The following is a 17,298-nucleotide window of genomic DNA, read 5'->3' as shown; positions in this document are numbered from 1 at the left end:
GGCAGTTGCTTGCTCCTTCGTCGCTTGCGCAACTGCCGCTGATCGGCGGGACGGCCGCGACCGCCGCAGAGCCCCCCCCCCGCCAGGGGGTTGGGGTTTGCGGGGGGGGGCGTGCGGGGCGCGCCCCGTTCGGCCCCGCGGCGCGGCGGGGGGGGGGGGCGCGGGGGGGGGGGCCCCCCGGGCGGGGGGGGGGGGGGACGGCCGCGACCGCCGCTGCGCGGCGAACCCTCCTCGAGGTCGGGTTGTGCGGGGGGAGTTGTCAGATCACGCCGGGGATCAGGGCTTTGCGGGTCGGGGGGTAGTCGACGAACTTCTCCCGGTACCAGCGGTGCGTCGCGAAGGCGCGCGGCACCAGGTTGCCCGCGGTGATCAGGAAGATGGCCACGCCGGCCAGCGACCAGGTGAGTAGCGCGAACCCGGCCCAGGCGATCAGTTCGCCCAGGTAGGCCGGGCTGCTGACGAAACGGAAGCCGCCGCCGTGCGGGATGCGGTACTCGGCGGCGCCGGGGTTGTTCTTGTCGCGCAGGTTGCGCACGATCGCCTCCGACCGGACCAGCAGGCCGAAGCCGCACAGGTACACCACGAGCCCGATCAGGAAGCGCGGGTCGGTGAGCCAGGCGGTGCCGTACTGGTTCTTGTAGTCGTGGCTGAAGAACGCGCCGTTGAGGTAGCCGTGCAACGCGGTGACGAACACCCCGGCCGCGACCACCGAGAAGTTGAAGCTGCTCTTCTTGCCCGGCACCTGCCGGATGGAGAGCGGGAAGAACCAGCCGCGATTGCCGTAGTGCAGCAGCCAGATCGCCGCCAGCACCAGCGGCACCGGCTCGAAACGGTCGGGCCCGCCGAGGTAGAACACCGCGAACACCACGGTTGCGGGCAGTTCCATCAGCCACCAGCCGAGCTTGGGGTTGAGATTGAAGCCGATCGAGGTCGAGGCGAAACGGCCGTAGGGACTCTGCGCGAACAGTCCGCCCACGATCACGAACGCGGCGAAGGCGAAGGCGATGGCCAGCACCGTGTCGTAGGTGGCGTTCCCGGTGTACCAGTCCATCGAGATTCCTTTGTCCAACAGAGCGCCGGGCACGATCGCCGACGCAAAACTAGAACACGTTCTATCATGGATCGGGCAGGGGCAGCGCGACTATGGAGGACCTACATGCCGTTGGATCGGACCGCGGAAGACCTGCTGGCGGCCGTGCAGGCCTCACCGCGCGCGGTGGCCGCGCACGACAAGGACGCCTGGGTCGGCCTGTTCGTCGACAACGCCGCGGTGCACGATCCGTACGGCGCGCGCGAACACATCGGCCGCGAGGCGATCTCGCGGTTCTACAACGTCTTCATCGCTCCGAACACCATCGCCTTCCGGGTCGAGCGCGACCTGGTCGCCGGGCGCACGGTGGTGCGCGACCTGCACATCGAGACCACCATGTCGACCGGCGCCACCGTCACCGTGCCCATGCACCTGCGCTACGACCTGATCGAGTCGGCCGACGGCTGGCGGATCGCGCGCCTGGCCGCGCACTGGGAGCTGGCGGTGATGATCCGGCGGCTGCTGGCCACCGGCCCGGCCGGGGTGCTGGCCGGGACTAAGCTCGGTCCGCAACTGGTCTCCGAGCTGGGCGTCGGCGGTGCGATGGGCATGCTGCGCGGCCTGCGCGGCGTGGGCGCGACGGGCAAGCGCGTCGTCGGCAGGCTGTTCGGCGCCGCCGCCGCGGGCGACCCGGCGGGCGTGCGGGACCTGCTCGGGGCCAGGGCGGCGGTGGAACTGCCTGCCGGGCGGCCGGTCGACGCGGCCGGGTTCGCCGAGCTCGCGCGAGACATCCGGTGGGACAAGATGATCGCCGCCGGGCGCACGGTCAGCGCGAGTGTGCGGATCGGCACCGCGCAGGGGGTGGCCTTCGTCGACTTCGCGGCCGACGAGCCGCGGATCGTCGCGGTGACGGTCTTCCTCGACGAACCGCTCGGCCGCTAGTCACCGGCAGCGGGCTCGCGCCCGAGGCGAGTGCCTCGGCCGCCCCCGAGCGGTAGGTTGGGGGCCAGGCCGACGTCTGGAGGTTCGTGTGCATCTGCGTGGTGTGGTTCTCCCCGGGGACGAGGAGCGCGACCTGTGGGTCGTCGACGGGTCCGTCACCTTCGAGCCGGTCGCCGGGGCCGAAACCTTGTGCCGCACCGGCTGGATCGTGCCCGGCCTGGTCGACGCCCACTGTCACGTCGGCATCCGCTACGGCGGCGGCGACGAGACCCGCGAGGGCGCGATCGACCAGGCCGAGACCGAGCGCGACGCCGGTGCGCTGCTGCTGCGCGACGCGGGCTCGCCGATCGACACCCGCTTCATCGACGAGCACGCCGAGCTCCCGCGCATCATCCGCGCGGGCCGCCACATCGCGCGCCCCAAGCGCTACATCCGCGAACTGGGCATCGAGCTCGACGACGAACGCGACCTGCCGGAGATCGTCGCCGAGCAGGCCCGCTTCGGCGACGGCTGGGTCAAGATCGTGGGCGACTGGATCGACCGCTCCGTCGGCGACCTGCGCCCGCTGTGGAGCGACGACATCCTGAAGCAGGCGATCGACGCCGCCCACGCCAACGGCGCCCGCGTCACCGCCCACGTCTTCGGTGAGGACGCTCTGCCCGGCCTGATCAACGCGGGCATCGACTGCCTCGAGCACGGCACCGGCATCACCGACGACACCATCGAGCTGATGCTCGCCCACGGCACCGCCCTGGTCCCCACCCTGATCAATATCGACACCTTCCCCGGCATCGCCGACAGCGCGGGCAAGTTCCCCGTCTACGCCGCCCACATGCGCGACCTGCACCGCCGCGTCCGCGACACGGTCGGCAACGCCCACGAGGCGGGGGTGCCCATCTACGCGGGCACCGACGCGGGCGGTTCCATCCGCCACGGCCGCATCGCCGACGAGATCGCCGCCCTGGGCGGTGCGGGTCTGTCGCCCCACGAGGCCCTGGGCGCCGCGTCCTGGAACGCCCGCGCCTGGCTGGGTCGCCCCGGCATCGCGGAAGGCGCTCCCGCCGACTTCGTCGTCTACTCCGACGACCCCCGCACCACTCCGGCCGCGCTCACCGACCCCGACTGGGTCGTCCTGCGCGGTCTGGTCGTCAAAACCCCGAACCCGGTGACCGGCCACCGCTGACCGGTGGCGGGAACGGCCGATTTCGAGCGGGGTGGGCCGGTCTGGCACAATGAACAACCGTCCTTCCTGGACAGTGTCAGCCCGTCTCCGGTCACGTACCGCGCGGCGGTCACGCACTTCATGCGCGAAACCGGACCCGCAGACCATGCGGGTCGCCGAATCGCGTGGTGACCAAACTACTGAAAGAGGCAGATCAGCATGGCTGTTCGCATCAAGCTCACCCGCCTGGGCAAGATCCGCAACCCGCAGTACCGCGTGGTTGTCGCCGACGCCCGTACCCGTCGTGACGGCCGGGCCATCGAGGCCATCGGCAAGTACCACCCGAAGGAAGAGCCTTCGCTGATCGAGATCGATGCCGATCGCGTCGCGTACTGGCTGTCCGTCGGCGCGCAGCCGACCGAGTCCGTGCAGCGTCTGCTGGAGATCACCGGCGACTGGCAGAAGTTCAAGGGCCTGCCGGGCACCGAGGGCACCCTCAAGGTGAAGGCCGCCAAGCCGTCCAAGCTGGACCTGTTCAACGCCGCGCTGGCCGCCGCCGACAACGAGCCCGTCGCCGAGGCCGTCACCCCCAAGAAGAAGGCCGCCAAGAAGGACGAGGAGGCCGCCGAGGCCCCCGCCGCTGAGGCTGCCGAGTAATGACTGCCGTTGTTGCCGATGCCGTCGAACATCTGGTTCGTGGCATCGTCGCCAACCCCGATGACGTCCGCGTCGAGCTGATCACCGGCCGGCGCGGGCGCACCGTCGAGGTGCACGTCCACCCCGAGGACCTCGGCAAGGTGATCGGACGCGGTGGTCGTACCGCGACCGCGCTGCGCACCCTGGTCGCCGGCATCGGTGGCCGTGGTATCCGGGTCGACGTGGTCGACACCGACGCCTAGATGGAACTCGTCGTAGGTAGGGTCGCCAAGTCGCACGGCGTGCGCGGCGAACTCGTCGTCGAGGTGCGCACCGACGAGCCGGAACTCCGGTTCGCCCCCGGTGCCACCCTGCACGGCCGGATGCCGAAATCCGCGGCGACCCGCGACTACACCGTGAAGTCGGCCCGAGAGCACTCGGGCCGGCTTCTGGTCTTCGTCGACGGCGTCGCCGACCGCACCGCGGCCGACGCGCTGCGCGGCATGCTCTTCGTCGTCGACAGCGAATCGCTGCCCCCGTCCGAGGACGAGGACGCCTTCTACGACCACGAGCTCGAGGGCCTGCGGGTCGAGCTCACCGACGGCACCGTCGTCGGCGAGGTCACCGAAGTGCTGCATTCGGCCGCGGGCGAACTGCTGTCGGTGCGCGCCGCCGACGACGGCCGCGAGATTCTCATTCCCTTCGTCACCGCCATCGTGCCGACCGTGTCGATCGCCGATGGACTGGTGGTCATCGATCCGCCCGAGGGCCTGCTCGATCCGGAGTAATTCGTGCAACTCGACGTCGTCACGATCTTCCCGGAGTACCTCGAGCCGCTGCGTACCGCGCTGCTCGGCAAGGCCGTCGACAAGGGCCTGATCTCGATCGGTGTGCACGACCTGCGTGACTGGACGCACGACGTGCACAAGTCGGTCGACGATTCGCCCTACGGCGGCGGTCCCGGCATGGTCATGAAGCCCACCGTCTGGGGTGACGCGCTGGACGCGGTCTGCCCCGACGACGCCCTGCTCGTCGTGCCCACGCCCGCGGGCGTGCCGTTCACCCAGGCCACCGCGCAGCGCTGGTCCACCGAGCGCCACCTCGTCTTCGCGTGTGGCCGCTACGAGGGCATCGACCAGCGCGTCTTCGACGACGCCGCCCGTCGCGTGCGCGTCGAGGAGGTGAGCATCGGCGACTACGTGCTCATCGGCGGCGAGGCGGCCGTGCTGGTGATGACCGAGGCCGTGGTGCGCTTGATCCCCGGCGTGCTCGGCAATCAGCAGTCCCACCAGGAGGATTCGTTCTCCGACGGACTGCTCGAGGGTCCCAGCTACACCCGCCCGGTGTCCTGGCGCGGCCTGGACGTGCCGCCGATCCTGCTCTCCGGCGATCACGCCAAGGTGGCCGCCTGGCGGCACGAGCAGGCGCTGGAACGCACCCGCGACCGCAGGCCGGATCTGCTCCCGGAGCCGGAACTCCCGCGCTAGGCGGGCACCACCCGGGTGGTGATACAGAACGGGTGCCCCGCCGGGTCGAGCAGGACACGCCAGCGCGGATCCTGTTGCACCGGAGCTGGTTTGGCGCCTATCGCCATCGCGTGCTGTTCGCACAGATCCAGGTCGGCATCGGCGGCCAGCTCCAGCTGCACGGCGGCGCTGCCCGGCCACTGCGGCGGGTAGTAGTCCTCGACCCGTTGCGCGGCGACCGTCAGTCCCGAGGGGAGCCGGATTCCGACGCTGTGGACGTCGTTCCACAGCACGCGGCCACCGAGCAGCCCGAGATAGAAGCGGGCGAGGGTTTCGGGGTCGTCACAGTCCAGCGAGACGCCGGCCAATTGGAAAGGCTCCGTCATCGGACCGACGCTACCGGGCCGGATCGACGTCGAGATTGTTTTGTCCCAAAGATATTCGGGTATCCGCAGGGGTAATTCGTTGTGTCATCGTCCAGGGCGAGGATTGCTCGTTCCATCCGGAACGGCTTCCGGCGCAACGGTACTCGGCCGATCGGGCGGTGTGCTCCGGCCGTGCCGCCCATGTGCCCAGTACAGACCGTGCGGCCCTGGAGGATTCGAGGCCCGGCCCGGACCGAAGCGTCCCGGACGCGAGCCCCGGGCCGGGGGACGTACTCGGCGGCATCGTCGATCGCGGGTGCGCGCACCGGCCGTCAGGACGGCCGCGAGGGTGACCGATCACACATCAGGGCAGCAGTCCGTGGCGCCGAGCCAGCGCCACCGCTTCGTGCCGAGTTCGCGCGTCGAGTTTGGTCATCGCCTGCCGCAGATAGCTCTTGACGGTCTCGGCACCCAGTGAGAGCCGCAGCGCCGCTTCCTGATTCGTGCAGCCGAGCGCGATCTGGGCGAGGACGTCGAGTTCGCGTCGCGACAGCCGGGGCACCTCCGCCGCCGACTCACCCGCCAGCACTCCCGTCAGCCGATCGCACACCCCGGACAGTTGCGCACGCACCCCCGCGTCGCCGCTGGCCGCCGCCAGAGCCCGCAGCTCGGCGTGGATCTCGCGCAGTTCCTCGGTGACCGCCGGAGCGGCGGCAGGGGTGGGCGCCGTGAGCGCGAGCATCCTGACCCGCCGGTCCACCTCGTCGCGCACCGCGATCTCGGCGGCCAGCCGTCTGCTCGACTGCAGGATCACCTCGGTCGTGCGATCGCCGATCGGGCCGGCGCCCCGGGTGGCCGCGTACAGCACCGCGCGCGGCCGGTCGTCCACCACGACCGGCACCGCGACCACCGAGCGCAGCCCCTCGCCGCATACCGGGCCGTCGTAGTGGTGGGTGATGGTGGAAGCGCCGCGATAGTCGGCCACCGAGGCGGGCCTGCGCAGGTCCATAGCCTGGCCGCCGAGCCCGGACGTGCGCAGCACCGTGAGGCCGCGGAGCCCCGTGGTGACGGTGCCGACGAACTCGGTGAGCAGCAGGGCGTCCTCGTCGACCGCGCCGCCGAAGATCACCGGGACGTCCGCCCGGCGCGCCACCCAGCGGATCTCCGCGCGCAGGGCATCGCCGTCGCGGGGGCGCAACAGAGCAGTGGCCGGCATCGGTCACCCCTTTTCGGGGGTAGTGGCGAACGTGAGGTGTGCCACATTCTAGGACAAGACCTGGCGGCCCGGTCCAGGTGTTGAGGAGAACTGCGATGAGTACCGACCTGGACGCGCGGGTGCGCGACCTGCTCGAGTGTTACGACGGACCCGAGGCCACCGCGGCCGACCTGCTGTGTGATCGCCATCCGGCCGAGCGGATCGCGTTCACCGTCGTCGAGTCCGATCTGAGTGCGCACGATCTGACCTACGGCGAACTGCGGGAACGATCGGCCCGCTTCGCCGCGGCGCTGGCCGAGCTCGGTGTCGAGCCGGGCGACCGGGTCGCGACACTGATGGCCAAGTCCGCCGATCTGGTCGTGGCGCTGCTCGGCATCTGGCGGCGCGGCGCGGTGCACGTTCCGCTGTTCACCGCCTTCGCGCCGCCCGCGATCGGCTTCCGGCTCGCGGCCAGCCGCACGAAGGTGGTCGTCGCCGACGCCGACCAGGCGGCGAAGCTGGCCGTGAGCGCCGACATCCCCGCCGATCCGGATCGCCGCACGATCATCGTCGGCGAGACCGATGTCCCCGGGGCGCTGCGTTTCGCCGACCTGCTCGCCGCGCACCGAGCCGACGACCCGCGCGCGGTCCCGGTGGCCGTCGGGGGTGACGGCCTGCTGGTCCAGCTGTTCACCAGCGGCACCACCGGCACCCCCAAGGGCGTCCCGATCCCCGTGCGATCGCTGGCGTCGTTCCACGCCTACCAGGAGTTCGCCCTGGACGTGCGGCCCGAGGACGTCTACTGGAACGCCGCCGACCCGGGCTGGGCGTACGGGCTCTACTACGCGATCCTGGCCCCGCTGGCGACCGGCACCCGCAGCCTGCTGCTGCACGCCGGTTTCTCGGCTCCGCTCACCGTCGACGTCCTGCGCCGCTTCGGCGTCACCAACTTCGCCGCCGCGCCGACGGTCTACCGGGCGCTGCGCGCGGGCGCCGTCCCCGAGGGGATCACGCTGCGCCGGGCGTCGTCGGCGGGCGAACCGCTCACCCCCGATGTCGTCGCCTGGTCGGAGCGGGCGCTCGGGGTCGCGGTGCGCGATCACTACGGCCAGACCGAGCACGGCATGGTCATCTGTCATGCCTGGCATCCCGACGTCGACCGGCCCGCCCCGCTCGGGTCGATGGGCACCCAGCTGCCCGGCTGGACCTGCGCGGTCCTGTCCGACGACGCCGATGTCGAGGCCGCGCCCGGCGAGATCGGCCGGGTCGCCATCGACACCGATCACAGCCCGCTGCTGTGGTTCCTCGGTTACCTCGACGCCCCCGAACGCACCGCGAGCCGGTTCACCGCCGACGGCCGCTGGTACCTCACCGGTGACGTCGGCGCCCGCGACATCGACGGCTTCTTCCATTTCAGCTCCCGCGACGACGACGTGATCATCATGGCCGGCTACCGGATCGGCCCGTTCGAGGTCGAGAGCGTGCTGGTGCTGCACGATCAGGTCGCCGAGGCCGCCGTCGTCGGCATGCCCGACGAGCTGCGCGGCGAGGTCCTCGAAGCGTTCGTCGTGCTGCGTGACGGCGCGACCGGGGACGACGAGCTGACCGCCGAACTGCAGCGGCTGGTCAAGGACAAGTTCGCGGCGCACGCCTACCCCCGGCAGGTCCACTACGTGGCGAGCCTGCCCAAGACACCGAGTGGCAAGGTGCAGCGTTTCCTGCTGCGCGGCAAGGAGACCCGCTGATGCCCGAACTGAGCTACGCCCACGGCTTGGCCGACACCCCGTTGCTCGGCGACACCATCGGCGCGAACCTCGATCGCACCGTGGCCGCCCACCCGGACCGCGACGCGCTGATCGACCGCCCGACCGGACGGCGCTGGACCTACCGCGAACTCGGCGTCGCCGTCGACGCCGTGGCGACCGGTCTGGCCGACCTCGGCATCGGCGCCGGCGACCGGGTCGGGATCTGGGCGCCCAACTGCGCGGAGTGGTTCCTAGTGCAGTACGCCACGGCGAAACTGGGCGCGGTGCTGGTCAATATCAACCCCGCCTATCGCACCAGCGAACTCGAGTACGTGCTGCGGCAGGCGGGTATCCGCCAGCTGATCGCGGCGCCGGAGTTCAAGACCTCGGACTATGTGGCGATGATCGACGAGGTCCGGCCGAATTGTCCCGATCTGGAGCAGGTGCTCATCCTCGGGCGGCCGCAGTGGCAGCGGGTCGCGGCCACCGAACCCGATGCCGCGCGTCTGGCCGGCATCGCCGCGACGCTGTCGGCCGACGACCCGATCAATATCCAATACACCTCGGGCACCACGGGTTTCCCGAAGGGCGCCACGCTCAGCCACCACAACATCCTCAACAACGGCTTCTTCGTCGGCGAACTGTGCGGCTACACCGAGCTCGACCGGATCTGCGTGCCGGTGCCGTACTACCACTGCTTCGGCATGGTCATGGGCAATCTCGCGGCCACCTCGCACGGTGCGGCCGTGGTGATCCCGGCGCCCGCGTTCGACCCGGCGGCGACCCTGGCCGCCGTCGCCGCCGAGCGCTGCACCTCGCTCTACGGCGTCCCGACGATGTTCATCGCGATGCTGGCCGAGCTCGACGCCGGTGCCACCCCGGATCTGTCGAGCCTGCGCACCGGCATCATGGCGGGCTCGCCGTGCCCGGTGGAGGTGATGAAACGGGTCATCGACCAGCTCGGGATGGCCGAGGTGTCCATCTGTTACGGCATGACCGAGACCTCGCCGGTGTCCACCCAGACCCGCAGCGACGACAGCATCGAGCGCCGCACCGCCACCGTCGGCCGGGTCGGGCCGCACCTCGAGGTGAAGGTGGTCGACCCGGCGACCGGACGCACCCTGCCGCGCGGCGAGGCGGGCGAACTGTGCACCCGCGGCTACTCGGTGATGCTCGGCTACTGGGACCAGCCCGACAAGACCGCCGAGGCGATCGACGCGGCCCGGTGGATGCACACCGGCGACATCGGCGTCATGGACGACGACGGCTACCTCTCGGTCACCGGCCGGATCAAGGACATGGTGATCCGCGGCGGCGAGAACATCTACCCCCGCGAAATCGAGGAATTCCTCTACACCCACCCCGACGTCGTCGACGCCCAGGTGATCGGCGTCCCCGACGACAAGTACGGCGAGGAATTGATGGTCTGGCTCCGGCTGCGCGAGGGCGCGCCGCTGCTCGACGCCGCCGCAGTCCGGGCCTTCTGCACCGGCCGCCTGGCCCACTACAAGATCCCGCGCTACGTCCATGTCGTCGATGAGTTCCCGATGACGGTCACCGGCAAGATCCGCAAAGCCGAGATGCGCGAGCTGGCCAGGGACATCCTCGGCTGATCGACCGGACCCCGCCTCTCCCGGCAGATGACGTGACACGCCGCCGGATGCACGACCGGCTGATAGCGTGTCCGGCGAATCGCCGGGGGAGCCGGGGTTCTCCGATGATGGTGGGGGAGACGGTGATCCGTCGAGCGACGATGGTAGCGATGTCGGTCTGCGCGCTGGTCGCGGCGAGTGCGGGAACCGCGGGCGCCGACCCGGGGATCGCGGTGCTGCCGAGCCCGACCGGTGCGTTCCCGGTGGGGACGACCACCCTGCATCTGGCAGACGCGGATCGGCCCGATCCGTTCGCGCCCGACGTGGCCAGGGAACTGATGGTCTCGGTGTTCTATCCGGCGACGGAGGTGGACCGGTACCCGCGCGGGCACTACGTCTCGACCGAGCTGATTCCCGGGCTGGAGCAGACGCTGGGCATCGATCTCCCCGGCGCGCTGACCCATGCCGCTCGCGGGGCGCCCGCGCGGACCGGCGACAGCTACCCGGTCGTGCTGTACACGCCGGGCGCGGGCGTCTCGCGGATCCTCGGGACCGGTCTCGCCGAGGACCTCGCCTCCCGCGGCTACGTCGTCGTGACCGTCGACCACACCTACGAAACCGGGCCCGCCGTCGAGTTTCCCGGCGGCCGGATCGTGCGCCCCGCGCCCGCGCCGAACGGTTTCGACACCGCCATCCGCGCGAAGTACATCGAGGCCAGATTGCTCGACGTCCGCCTCGTCCTCGACAGCCTCACCCTTCTCGCGAGCGGGGAGAACCCGGATGCCGAGCGGGACGCTCTGCCTTCGGATCTGGGCCGGGTGCTCGACCTCGGCCGGGTCGGTGCCGTCGGCCATTCCTCCGGTGGCTACACCGCGGTGGAGGCCATGTACGAGGACCGGCGCATCGACGCGGCCGTCGATCTGGACGGCCAGCTCGGGGTGGACGAGGCCTTCGGCCGCGCGGTGACCGAGGGCGTCGACCGACCGACGCTGGTGCTGACCAGCAGCCAGATCGAGGAGGTCGGCGACGCCAATCCCTCGCTCGACGCCTTCTGGCGGTCCGCGACCGGTTGGAAACGCCATCTCGCCATTGCGAATTCGGCCCACTACGACTTCACCGACATGCCGTGGTTGGTGCCCGGATCGGCCCGGCCGCTCGCCGCGCGGTACATCGGCACCATCGACCCTGATCGGATGGCGTTTCTCGTGCGCACCTATGTCGCCGCGATGTTCGACAAGTTCCTGCGCGAGCGCACCGATACACCGCTGGATCGTCCCGCGAACGAGGCCGAGGTGACGACGGTCCGCTGACCTGGGAGTCGGCCGGGTGTCGGGGAAGCGCTGTAGTCTCTGCGGTCGTGACGACAGCGCCCGAGACCGCCCGTTCGACGTCGAACGGCACTCCGACCGACAGCACGACCATCCTCGCCAGCGTGGGCAGGCGGATCGCCGACGAACTGGGGGTGCGCGAGACCCAGGTCCGCGCCGCCGTCGAACTGCTCGACGGCGGTTCGACGGTGCCGTTCATCGCGCGCTACCGCAAGGAGGTCACCGGCGGCCTCGACGATGCCCAGTTGCGTCAGCTCGACGAACGGCTCGGCTACCTGCGCGAGCTCGACGAGCGGCGCGGCGCGATCATCGAATCCATCCGGGGCCAGGGCAAACTCGACCCGGCGCTGCATCAGCAGATCATGCTCGCCGAGACCAAGGCCCGCCTCGAGGACATCTACCTGCCGTACAAGCCCAAGCGCCGCACCAAGGCGCAGATCGCGCGTGAGGCCGGGCACGAGCCGGTGGCCGACGCGCTGATCGGCGACCCGACCACCGATCCGGCCGGCTACACCGCCGAACAGCTCGAGGGCGCCCGCGCGATCCTGGTCGAGCGCTTCGCCGAGGACGCCGACCTGGTCGGCGAGCTGCGTGACCTGATGTGGAACCGCGGTCAGGTCACCTCGACCGTCCGCGCGGGCAAGGAGGAAGCGGGCGCCAAGTTCGCCGACTACTTCGAATTCAGCGAGCCGTTCCACAAGCTGCCCTCGCACCGGATCCTCGCGCTGCTGCGCGGCGAGAAGGAAGAGGTGCTCACCCTGCACCTCGAGCCCGACACCGAGGAGCCCGCGCCGGGCGAGCGCACGATCTACGAGGGCCGCATCGCCGTCGCCTTCGGCATCGCCGACCAGGGCCGCCCGGCCGACTCCTGGCTGCTCGACACCGTGCGCTGGGCCTGGCGCACCAAGCTGCAGGTGAGCCTCGGCATCGACACCAGGATGCGGTTGCGCCAGGCCGCCGAGAAGGACGCGGTGGACGTGTTCGCCGCGAACCTGCGCGACCTGCTGCTGGCCGCACCGGCGGGCACCCGCACCACCATGGGCCTGGACCCCGGCTACCGCACCGGCGTGAAGGTCGCGGTGGTCGACTCGACCGGCAAGGCCGTGGCGACCGAGGTCATCTACCCGCACAAGCCGCAGGGCCAGACCGAGAAGTCGCTGGCCGTGCTCGCCGCGCTGGTCGCCCGGTTCGGCGTGGAGCTCATCGCCATCGGCAACGGCACCGCCTCGCGCGAGACCGATGCCCTGGCCACCGAACTGATCTCGCGCATCCCCGAGAACAAACCGACCAAGATCGTGGTGTCGGAGGCGGGCGCCTCGGTGTACTCGGCCTCGGCCTACGCCTCGGCCGAACTGCCCGACATGGACGTGTCGCTGCGCGGCGCGGTCTCCATCGCCCGCCGCCTGCAGGACCCGCTGGCCGAGCTGGTGAAGATCGATCCCAAGTCGATCGGTGTCGGCCAGTACCAGCACGACGTCTCGGAGACGCTGCTGGCCCGTTCGCTGGGCGCGGTGGTCGAGGACGCGGTGAACGCGGTCGGCGTCGACGTCAACACGGCCTCGGTGCCGCTGCTCTCGCGCGTGTCTGGTGTCTCCGGCTCGGTCGCGGAAAGCATTGTGGCCCACCGCGACCAGAACGGCCCCTTCCGCAGCCGGACCGCGCTGCTCGAGGTGCCCCGGCTCGGCCCCAAGGCCTTCGAACAGTGCGCGGGCTTCCTGCGCATCCGCGGCGGCGACGACCCGCTCGACACCTCCGCCGTGCACCCCGAGGCCTACCCGGTGGTGCGCCGCATCCTCGAGCACACCGGCCGCCCGATGGCCGAGATCATCGGCAACACCGGCACCCTGCGCGCGCTGCGGCCCGCCGACTTCACCGACGAGAAGTTCGGTGTGCCCACCGTCAGCGACATCATCGCCGAGCTGGAGAAGCCCGGCCGCGACCCGCGACCGGAGTTCAAGACCGCCGAGTTCGCCGCGGGCGTGGAGAAGGTCGCCGACCTGAAACCGGGGATGGTGCTCGAAGGCGTCGTCACCAATGTGGCCGCGTTCGGCGCGTTCGTCGACGTCGGCGTGCACCAGGACGGTCTCGTGCACGTCTCGGCCATGTCGCACACCTTCGTCAAGGACCCGCGTGAGGTGGTCAAGTCCGGTGACGTCGTGAAGGTCAAGGTGCTGGAGGTCGACGTCGCCCGCCAGCGCATCGGGCTGAGTTTGCGGCTCGACGACGAGCCCGGAAAGCCGGCCCAGGGGGACAATCGTGGTGGCGGCGCACCGCGCGGCCAGGGCCGTGGTCAGGGTCGTCCGCAGGGCGGCCGTGGTCAGGGCTCGGATCGTGGACAGGCGCAGGGACGTGGCCAGGCCCCACAGGGGCGTGGCGGCAACCAGCGCAAGCCCGCGGCCGAGCCGAGCGGATCGATGGCCGACGCGCTGCGCCGGGCGGGATTCGGCGGCAAGTAACTCGACGACAGGGCGGGCGGCATGCGACGGTGGCTCGAAGACGATGTGATCGCGCACGGCCGCCTGCCCCTGTTGTGCTTCCTGCTGGGGTTCATCCTCGGTTTCGTGGTCATCCGGATCAGCGTGCGGATGATCCGGGCCAACGTGCGCTGGTGGCCGGGCAATGTCAAAGCCGGCGACACCCACATCCACCACATGGTCTTCGGCGTCATCACGGTGCTGCTGACCGGCATCGGGCTGATCGCCACCGCCGAGGACTCCACCCAGGTCACCTCCAGCGTGCTCGCCGCCCTGTTCGGGGTCGGCGCGGCGCTGGTGCTCGACGAGTTCGCGCTGATCTTCTACCTGCGTGACGTCTACTGGGAGGAGCAGGGCCGCACCTCGGTCGACGCGGTCTTCGTCGCCCTCGCGGTGACCGGCCTGCTGCTGCTCGGCGTGCAACCGGCGACCTTCCTCGACTACGACGACTTCCGGCAGTCGCGCGGCATCGGCGTCCGCATCGCGGTCCTGGGCACCCTGCTGCTGAATCTGGGACTGGCGGCGGTGGTGATCGCCAAGGGCAAGATCTGGACGGGCCTGTTCGGCATGTTCTTCACCCCGCTGCTGCTGATCGGCGCGATCCGGCTCAGCAGGCCGGGCGCGCCGTGGGCGCGCTGGCGCTACGGCAACCGGCACAAGACCATGAACCGGGCCATCGCCAGGGAACGGCGCTATCGGCGCCCGGTGATCCGCGCGAAGATCTTCATCCAGGACCTGATCGCGGGCAAGCCCGATGTCGAGCACGCCAAGACGGCGGCCGAAGCCGAGCTCGCGCGCCGGGTGGTCGCGGCACCGCCCGCACCGCCGCCCCATCCCCATCTGCTCCCGCGCAGCCGGGCCGAGGCCACGGCCGACACCACCGCGGGCGAGTGACCGGGGTCGCCCGATTTCAGTCCGGAGTGCCTGGTCTGGCACAATGAACCGGTTGCCTCGGCCGAGTTGTGTCCGTGAGCACTCCTGTTCTGAGCATGAACCGGTCGAGCGCGTCAGTGCCGCCAGGTTCCTCTGTTCGCGCAAAGAATCCGAAAAGGTGGAAAATGAACACCCTTGACTTCGTCGACGAGAAGTCGCTGCGTAGCGATGTCCCCGATTTCCGTCCGGGCGACACCCTGAACGTGCACGTGAAGGTCATCGAAGGCTCGAAGGAGCGCATCCAGGTCTTCAAGGGCGTCGTGATCCGGCGTCAGGGCGGCGGCATCGGCGAGACCTTCACGGTCCGCAAGGTGTCCTTCGGTGTCGGTGTCGAGCGCACCTTCCCGGTGCACAGCCCCAACATCGACCACATCGATGTCGTGACCCGCGGTGACGTGCGTCGCGCCAAGCTGTACTACCTGCGCGATCTGCGCGGTAAGGCCGCCAAGATCAAGGAAAAGCGCTGATCTCGCGGTAGCTGTTCGCAGCACAGAATTTTCCGGTAGCCCGGCGCTCCGACTTCGGTCGGGGCGCCGGGCTACTCTGTTCGGCGTGGCAGACGAAAGTGGGTCGGTGTCGGTGTCCGATTCGGGCGACGAAGGTGGGCGGCGCGAGCGCAAGCGCGGCGACAAGAAGCAGCGACCGTTCTGGCAGGAGCTGCCGATTCTGATCGTGATCGCGGCTGTGATCGCCGCGCTGATGGTGACTTTCGTCGGACGGCCGTATGTGATTCCGTCGCAGTCGATGGAGAACACGCTGCTGATCGGCGACCGCATCTATGTCGAGAAGATCAGTTACTACGGTTCCGATCCCGGCCCCGGCGACGTCGTGGTCTTCGTCGGCCCGCCGTCGTGGAACGGGCACTACAAGTCGGTCCGCTCCGACAACACGGTCGTGCGCGGGCTGCAGAACTTCCTGTCCTACTTCGGGCTGGTCCCGCCGGACGAGAACGATCTGGTCAAGCGCGTCATCGCCGTCGGCGGGCAGACCGTGCAGTGCTGTGATCCGCAGGGCCGGGTGATGGTCGACGGCAAGCCGCTCGACGAGCCGTACATCAAGAAGGACTACCCCTGGTTCACCGACCGCCCCAACGCGGTCTACCCGGCGGGCCGGGTGTTCGGCCCGGTGAAGGTGCCCGAGGGCAACCTGTGGGTGATGGGCGACAACCGCAACGAGTCGGCCGATTCGCGCGCCCACGTCAGCGACGATCTGCAGGGCACCGTGCCAGTGGACAACGTGCGCGGCAAGACGGTGTTCAAGATCTGGCCGCCGAGCCGGATGGGGCCGGTGAAGACGCAGAACGCGCAGGAAAACTGACACGCGACGAGACACGGGGACAATCGAACTGTGGGGCAGGATCGGACCAACTGGCCGCCGCGGGTGGTGATGCGCCGGGCCGGGGGCCTGCGCACGCTCGAGGCGGCGCTCATCCGCGGCGGCCTCGGCCCGGTGGCCGGTGTCGACGAGGCGGGCCGCGGCCCGTGCGCCGGACCGCTGGTGGTCGCCGCGTGCCTGCTGGCGCCCAAGGCCTACGACAAGCTGTCGGGCCTCGACGACTCCAAGAAACTCACGGAGGCGGCCCGTGAGGAGCTGTTCCCGGTCGTCCAGCGGTTGGCGCTGGCCTACAGCGTCGTCGTGGTGCCGGCATGGGAGATCGACTCGATCGGGATCCACGTCGCCAATATCGAGGGGATGCGCCGGGCCGTCGCGGGGCTGGGCCGCACGCCCGGCTACATCCTGACCGACGGCTTCAAGGTCCCCGGGCTGCCCGCGCCGTCGCTGCCGGTCATCGGCGGCGACGCCACCGCGGCATGCATCGCCGCGGCCAGCATTCTGGCCAAGGTGACCAGGGACCGGATGATGGTCGAGCTCGACGGGCAGCTGCCCGGGTACGGTTTCGCGGCGCACAAGGGCTACAACACGCCCGAGCACACCGCCGCGCTCCGGCAGCTCGGACCGAGCACCGAACATCGCCGGTCCTGGCGCAATGTGCGCGAACTCGAGGTGCCCGGCGGTAGCCGAGTGGCTACTCGTGCCGCGCATGCGCGATGATGTCCACTATGAACGCGGCGCTGCTAGAAGGAGGACGGCCCACCCGATGAGTGCTGAGGACCTCGAGAAGTACGAAACCGAGATGGAACTGTCGCTGTACCGCGAGTACAAGGACATCGTCGGCCAGTTCTCGTACGTGGTGGAGACCGAACGTCGCTTCTACCTGGCCAATTCTGTCGAATTGCGGCCGCAGAACGCCGACGGCGAGGTCTACTTCGAAGTGCGGATGAGCGATGCGTGGGTGTGGGACATGTACCGTCCGGCGCGCTTCGTCAAGCACGTGCGAGTGATCACGTTCAAGGACGTGAACATCGAAGAACTGGAGAAGCCGGACCTGCGCCTGCCGGAGTAGGCGGCGCACCGCCGGCCTGGTTGTCC

At 70.1% G+C, this 17,298-nt stretch carries 18 protein-coding genes; 15 read left to right on the top strand and 3 right to left on the bottom strand.

Annotated features, from left to right (window positions below):
- Positions 1-259: 259 nt before the first annotated feature.
- Positions 260-1,051, bottom strand: coding sequence for a methyltransferase (locus tag ACIO52_RS27210; RefSeq protein WP_218716824.1), 792 nt, complete (start codon positions 1,049-1,051; stop codon positions 260-262).
- A gap of 105 nt (positions 1,052-1,156) precedes the next feature.
- Here ACIO52_RS27210 and ACIO52_RS27205 point away from each other — a divergent pair, with 105 nt between their 5' ends.
- The 6 genes from ACIO52_RS27205 (at position 1,157) to trmD (ending at position 5,257) form a co-directional block, all read left to right on the top strand.
- Positions 1,157-1,972: a nuclear transport factor 2 family protein gene (locus ACIO52_RS27205; RefSeq protein WP_218716825.1), complete on the top strand. Its 816-nt coding sequence runs from the start codon at positions 1,157-1,159 to the stop codon at positions 1,970-1,972.
- 88 nt (positions 1,973-2,060) lie between these two features.
- Positions 2,061-3,155 carry an amidohydrolase family protein gene (locus tag ACIO52_RS27200; protein WP_402647837.1) on the top strand — a complete coding sequence of 365 codons (1,095 nt, stop codon included), beginning with the start codon at positions 2,061-2,063 and terminating at the stop codon, positions 3,153-3,155.
- 198 nt (positions 3,156-3,353) lie between these two features.
- Positions 3,354-3,791, top strand: a complete 438-nt coding sequence (gene rpsP, locus ACIO52_RS27195) for a 30S ribosomal protein S16 (protein ID WP_218716827.1) — start codon at positions 3,354-3,356, stop codon at positions 3,789-3,791.
- Entirely contained in the window at positions 3,791-4,033 is a 243-nt protein-coding gene (locus ACIO52_RS27190) for an RNA-binding protein (protein WP_019048210.1), read from the top strand. Before rpsP ends, ACIO52_RS27190 begins: the two co-directional genes overlap by 1 nt.
- Positions 4,034-4,558 (top strand): ribosome maturation factor RimM, encoded by a 525-nt coding sequence (gene rimM / locus ACIO52_RS27185; RefSeq protein WP_218716828.1) that lies wholly within the window; start codon positions 4,034-4,036, stop codon positions 4,556-4,558. It abuts the gene before it with no gap.
- Positions 4,559-4,561: 3 nt separating this feature from the next.
- Positions 4,562-5,257 (top strand): tRNA (guanosine(37)-N1)-methyltransferase TrmD, encoded by a 696-nt coding sequence (gene trmD, locus ACIO52_RS27180; RefSeq protein ID WP_218716829.1) that lies wholly within the window; start codon positions 4,562-4,564, stop codon positions 5,255-5,257.
- On the opposite strand, the gene ACIO52_RS27175 is transcribed toward trmD, so the two are convergent.
- Complete coding sequence (locus tag ACIO52_RS27175; RefSeq protein ID WP_218716830.1) at positions 5,254-5,622, bottom strand: VOC family protein; 369 nt, start codon at positions 5,620-5,622, stop codon at positions 5,254-5,256. The genes trmD and ACIO52_RS27175 overlap by 4 nt on opposite strands.
- A 343-nt stretch (positions 5,623-5,965) precedes the next feature.
- The gene (locus ACIO52_RS27170; protein ID WP_218716831.1) at positions 5,966-6,817 is read right to left on the bottom strand and encodes a LuxR C-terminal-related transcriptional regulator; all 852 of its coding nucleotides are present in this window, start codon (positions 6,815-6,817) and stop codon (positions 5,966-5,968) included.
- Between the two features lie 95 nt (positions 6,818-6,912).
- On the opposite strand from ACIO52_RS27170, the gene ACIO52_RS27165 reads away from it, so the two are divergent.
- The 9 genes from ACIO52_RS27165 (at position 6,913) to ACIO52_RS27125 (ending at position 17,272) form a co-directional block, all read left to right on the top strand.
- A complete protein-coding gene (locus ACIO52_RS27165; RefSeq protein WP_402647831.1) occupies positions 6,913-8,541 on the top strand; it encodes an AMP-binding protein in 1,629 nt (542 codons plus the stop codon).
- A complete protein-coding gene (locus ACIO52_RS27160; protein ID WP_402647828.1) occupies positions 8,541-10,154 on the top strand; it encodes an AMP-binding protein in 1,614 nt (537 codons plus the stop codon). Before ACIO52_RS27165 ends, ACIO52_RS27160 begins: the two co-directional genes overlap by 1 nt.
- Positions 10,155-10,294: 140 nt before the next feature.
- Positions 10,295-11,443, top strand: a complete 1,149-nt coding sequence (locus ACIO52_RS27155; protein ID WP_402647825.1) for an alpha/beta hydrolase family protein — start codon at positions 10,295-10,297, stop codon at positions 11,441-11,443.
- 47 nt (positions 11,444-11,490) lie between these two features.
- A complete protein-coding gene (locus ACIO52_RS27150; RefSeq protein WP_218716835.1) occupies positions 11,491-13,917 on the top strand; it encodes a Tex family protein in 2,427 nt (808 codons plus the stop codon).
- 21 nt (positions 13,918-13,938) lie between these two features.
- On the top strand, positions 13,939-14,829 hold the full coding sequence (locus ACIO52_RS27145) for a hypothetical protein (RefSeq protein ID WP_218716836.1): 891 nt from the start codon (positions 13,939-13,941) through the stop codon (positions 14,827-14,829).
- Positions 14,830-14,993: 164 nt separating this feature from the next.
- Positions 14,994-15,335, top strand: coding sequence for a 50S ribosomal protein L19 (gene rplS, locus ACIO52_RS27140; protein WP_019048201.1), 342 nt, complete (start codon positions 14,994-14,996; stop codon positions 15,333-15,335).
- Positions 15,336-15,420: 85 nt separating this feature from the next.
- On the top strand, positions 15,421-16,185 hold the full coding sequence (gene lepB, locus ACIO52_RS27135) for a signal peptidase I (protein WP_374104830.1): 765 nt from the start codon (positions 15,421-15,423) through the stop codon (positions 16,183-16,185).
- A 30-nt stretch (positions 16,186-16,215) separates the two neighbouring features.
- Positions 16,216-16,920: a ribonuclease HII gene (locus tag ACIO52_RS27130; protein ID WP_308248379.1), complete on the top strand. Its 705-nt coding sequence runs from the start codon at positions 16,216-16,218 to the stop codon at positions 16,918-16,920.
- A gap of 46 nt (positions 16,921-16,966) precedes the next feature.
- Entirely contained in the window at positions 16,967-17,272 is a 306-nt protein-coding gene (locus ACIO52_RS27125) for a DUF2469 domain-containing protein (RefSeq protein ID WP_011210678.1), read from the top strand.
- Positions 17,273-17,298 lie beyond the last annotated feature (26 nt).

Origin of the sequence: Nocardia sp. NPDC087230 (assembly GCF_044744725.1) — a bacterium.
GTDB lineage: Bacteria > Actinomycetota > Actinomycetes > Mycobacteriales > Mycobacteriaceae > Nocardia > Nocardia canadensis.
The sequence above is the reverse complement of the archived record's forward strand: the minus strand, read 5'-3'. Positions and strand labels throughout refer to the sequence as shown.

What these genes read in the sequence shown, in the direction of transcription:
- ACIO52_RS27125 (WP_011210678.1), top strand. Translation starts at nt 16,967, where the DNA reads ATGAGTGCTGAGGACCTCGAGAAGTACGAAACCGAGATGGAACTGTCG.
- rimM (WP_218716828.1), top strand. Translation starts at nt 4,034, where the DNA reads ATGGAACTCGTCGTAGGTAGGGTCGCCAAGTCGCACGGCGTGCGCGGC.
- ACIO52_RS27175 (WP_218716830.1), bottom strand. Translation starts at nt 5,622, where the DNA reads ATGACGGAGCCTTTCCAATTGGCCGGCGTCTCGCTGGACTGTGACGAC.
- ACIO52_RS27145 (WP_218716836.1), top strand. Translation starts at nt 13,939, where the DNA reads ATGCGACGGTGGCTCGAAGACGATGTGATCGCGCACGGCCGCCTGCCC.
- rplS (WP_019048201.1), top strand. Translation starts at nt 14,994, where the DNA reads ATGAACACCCTTGACTTCGTCGACGAGAAGTCGCTGCGTAGCGATGTC.
- rpsP (WP_218716827.1), top strand. Translation starts at nt 3,354, where the DNA reads ATGGCTGTTCGCATCAAGCTCACCCGCCTGGGCAAGATCCGCAACCCG.
- ACIO52_RS27170 (WP_218716831.1), bottom strand. Translation starts at nt 6,817, where the DNA reads ATGCCGGCCACTGCTCTGTTGCGCCCCCGCGACGGCGATGCCCTGCGC.
- ACIO52_RS27160 (WP_402647828.1), top strand. Translation starts at nt 8,541, where the DNA reads ATGCCCGAACTGAGCTACGCCCACGGCTTGGCCGACACCCCGTTGCTC.
- ACIO52_RS27190 (WP_019048210.1), top strand. Translation starts at nt 3,791, where the DNA reads ATGACTGCCGTTGTTGCCGATGCCGTCGAACATCTGGTTCGTGGCATC.
- ACIO52_RS27165 (WP_402647831.1), top strand. Translation starts at nt 6,913, where the DNA reads ATGAGTACCGACCTGGACGCGCGGGTGCGCGACCTGCTCGAGTGTTAC.
- ACIO52_RS27155 (WP_402647825.1), top strand. Translation starts at nt 10,295, where the DNA reads ATGGTAGCGATGTCGGTCTGCGCGCTGGTCGCGGCGAGTGCGGGAACC.
- ACIO52_RS27205 (WP_218716825.1), top strand. Translation starts at nt 1,157, where the DNA reads ATGCCGTTGGATCGGACCGCGGAAGACCTGCTGGCGGCCGTGCAGGCC.
- ACIO52_RS27210 (WP_218716824.1), bottom strand. Translation starts at nt 1,051, where the DNA reads ATGGACTGGTACACCGGGAACGCCACCTACGACACGGTGCTGGCCATC.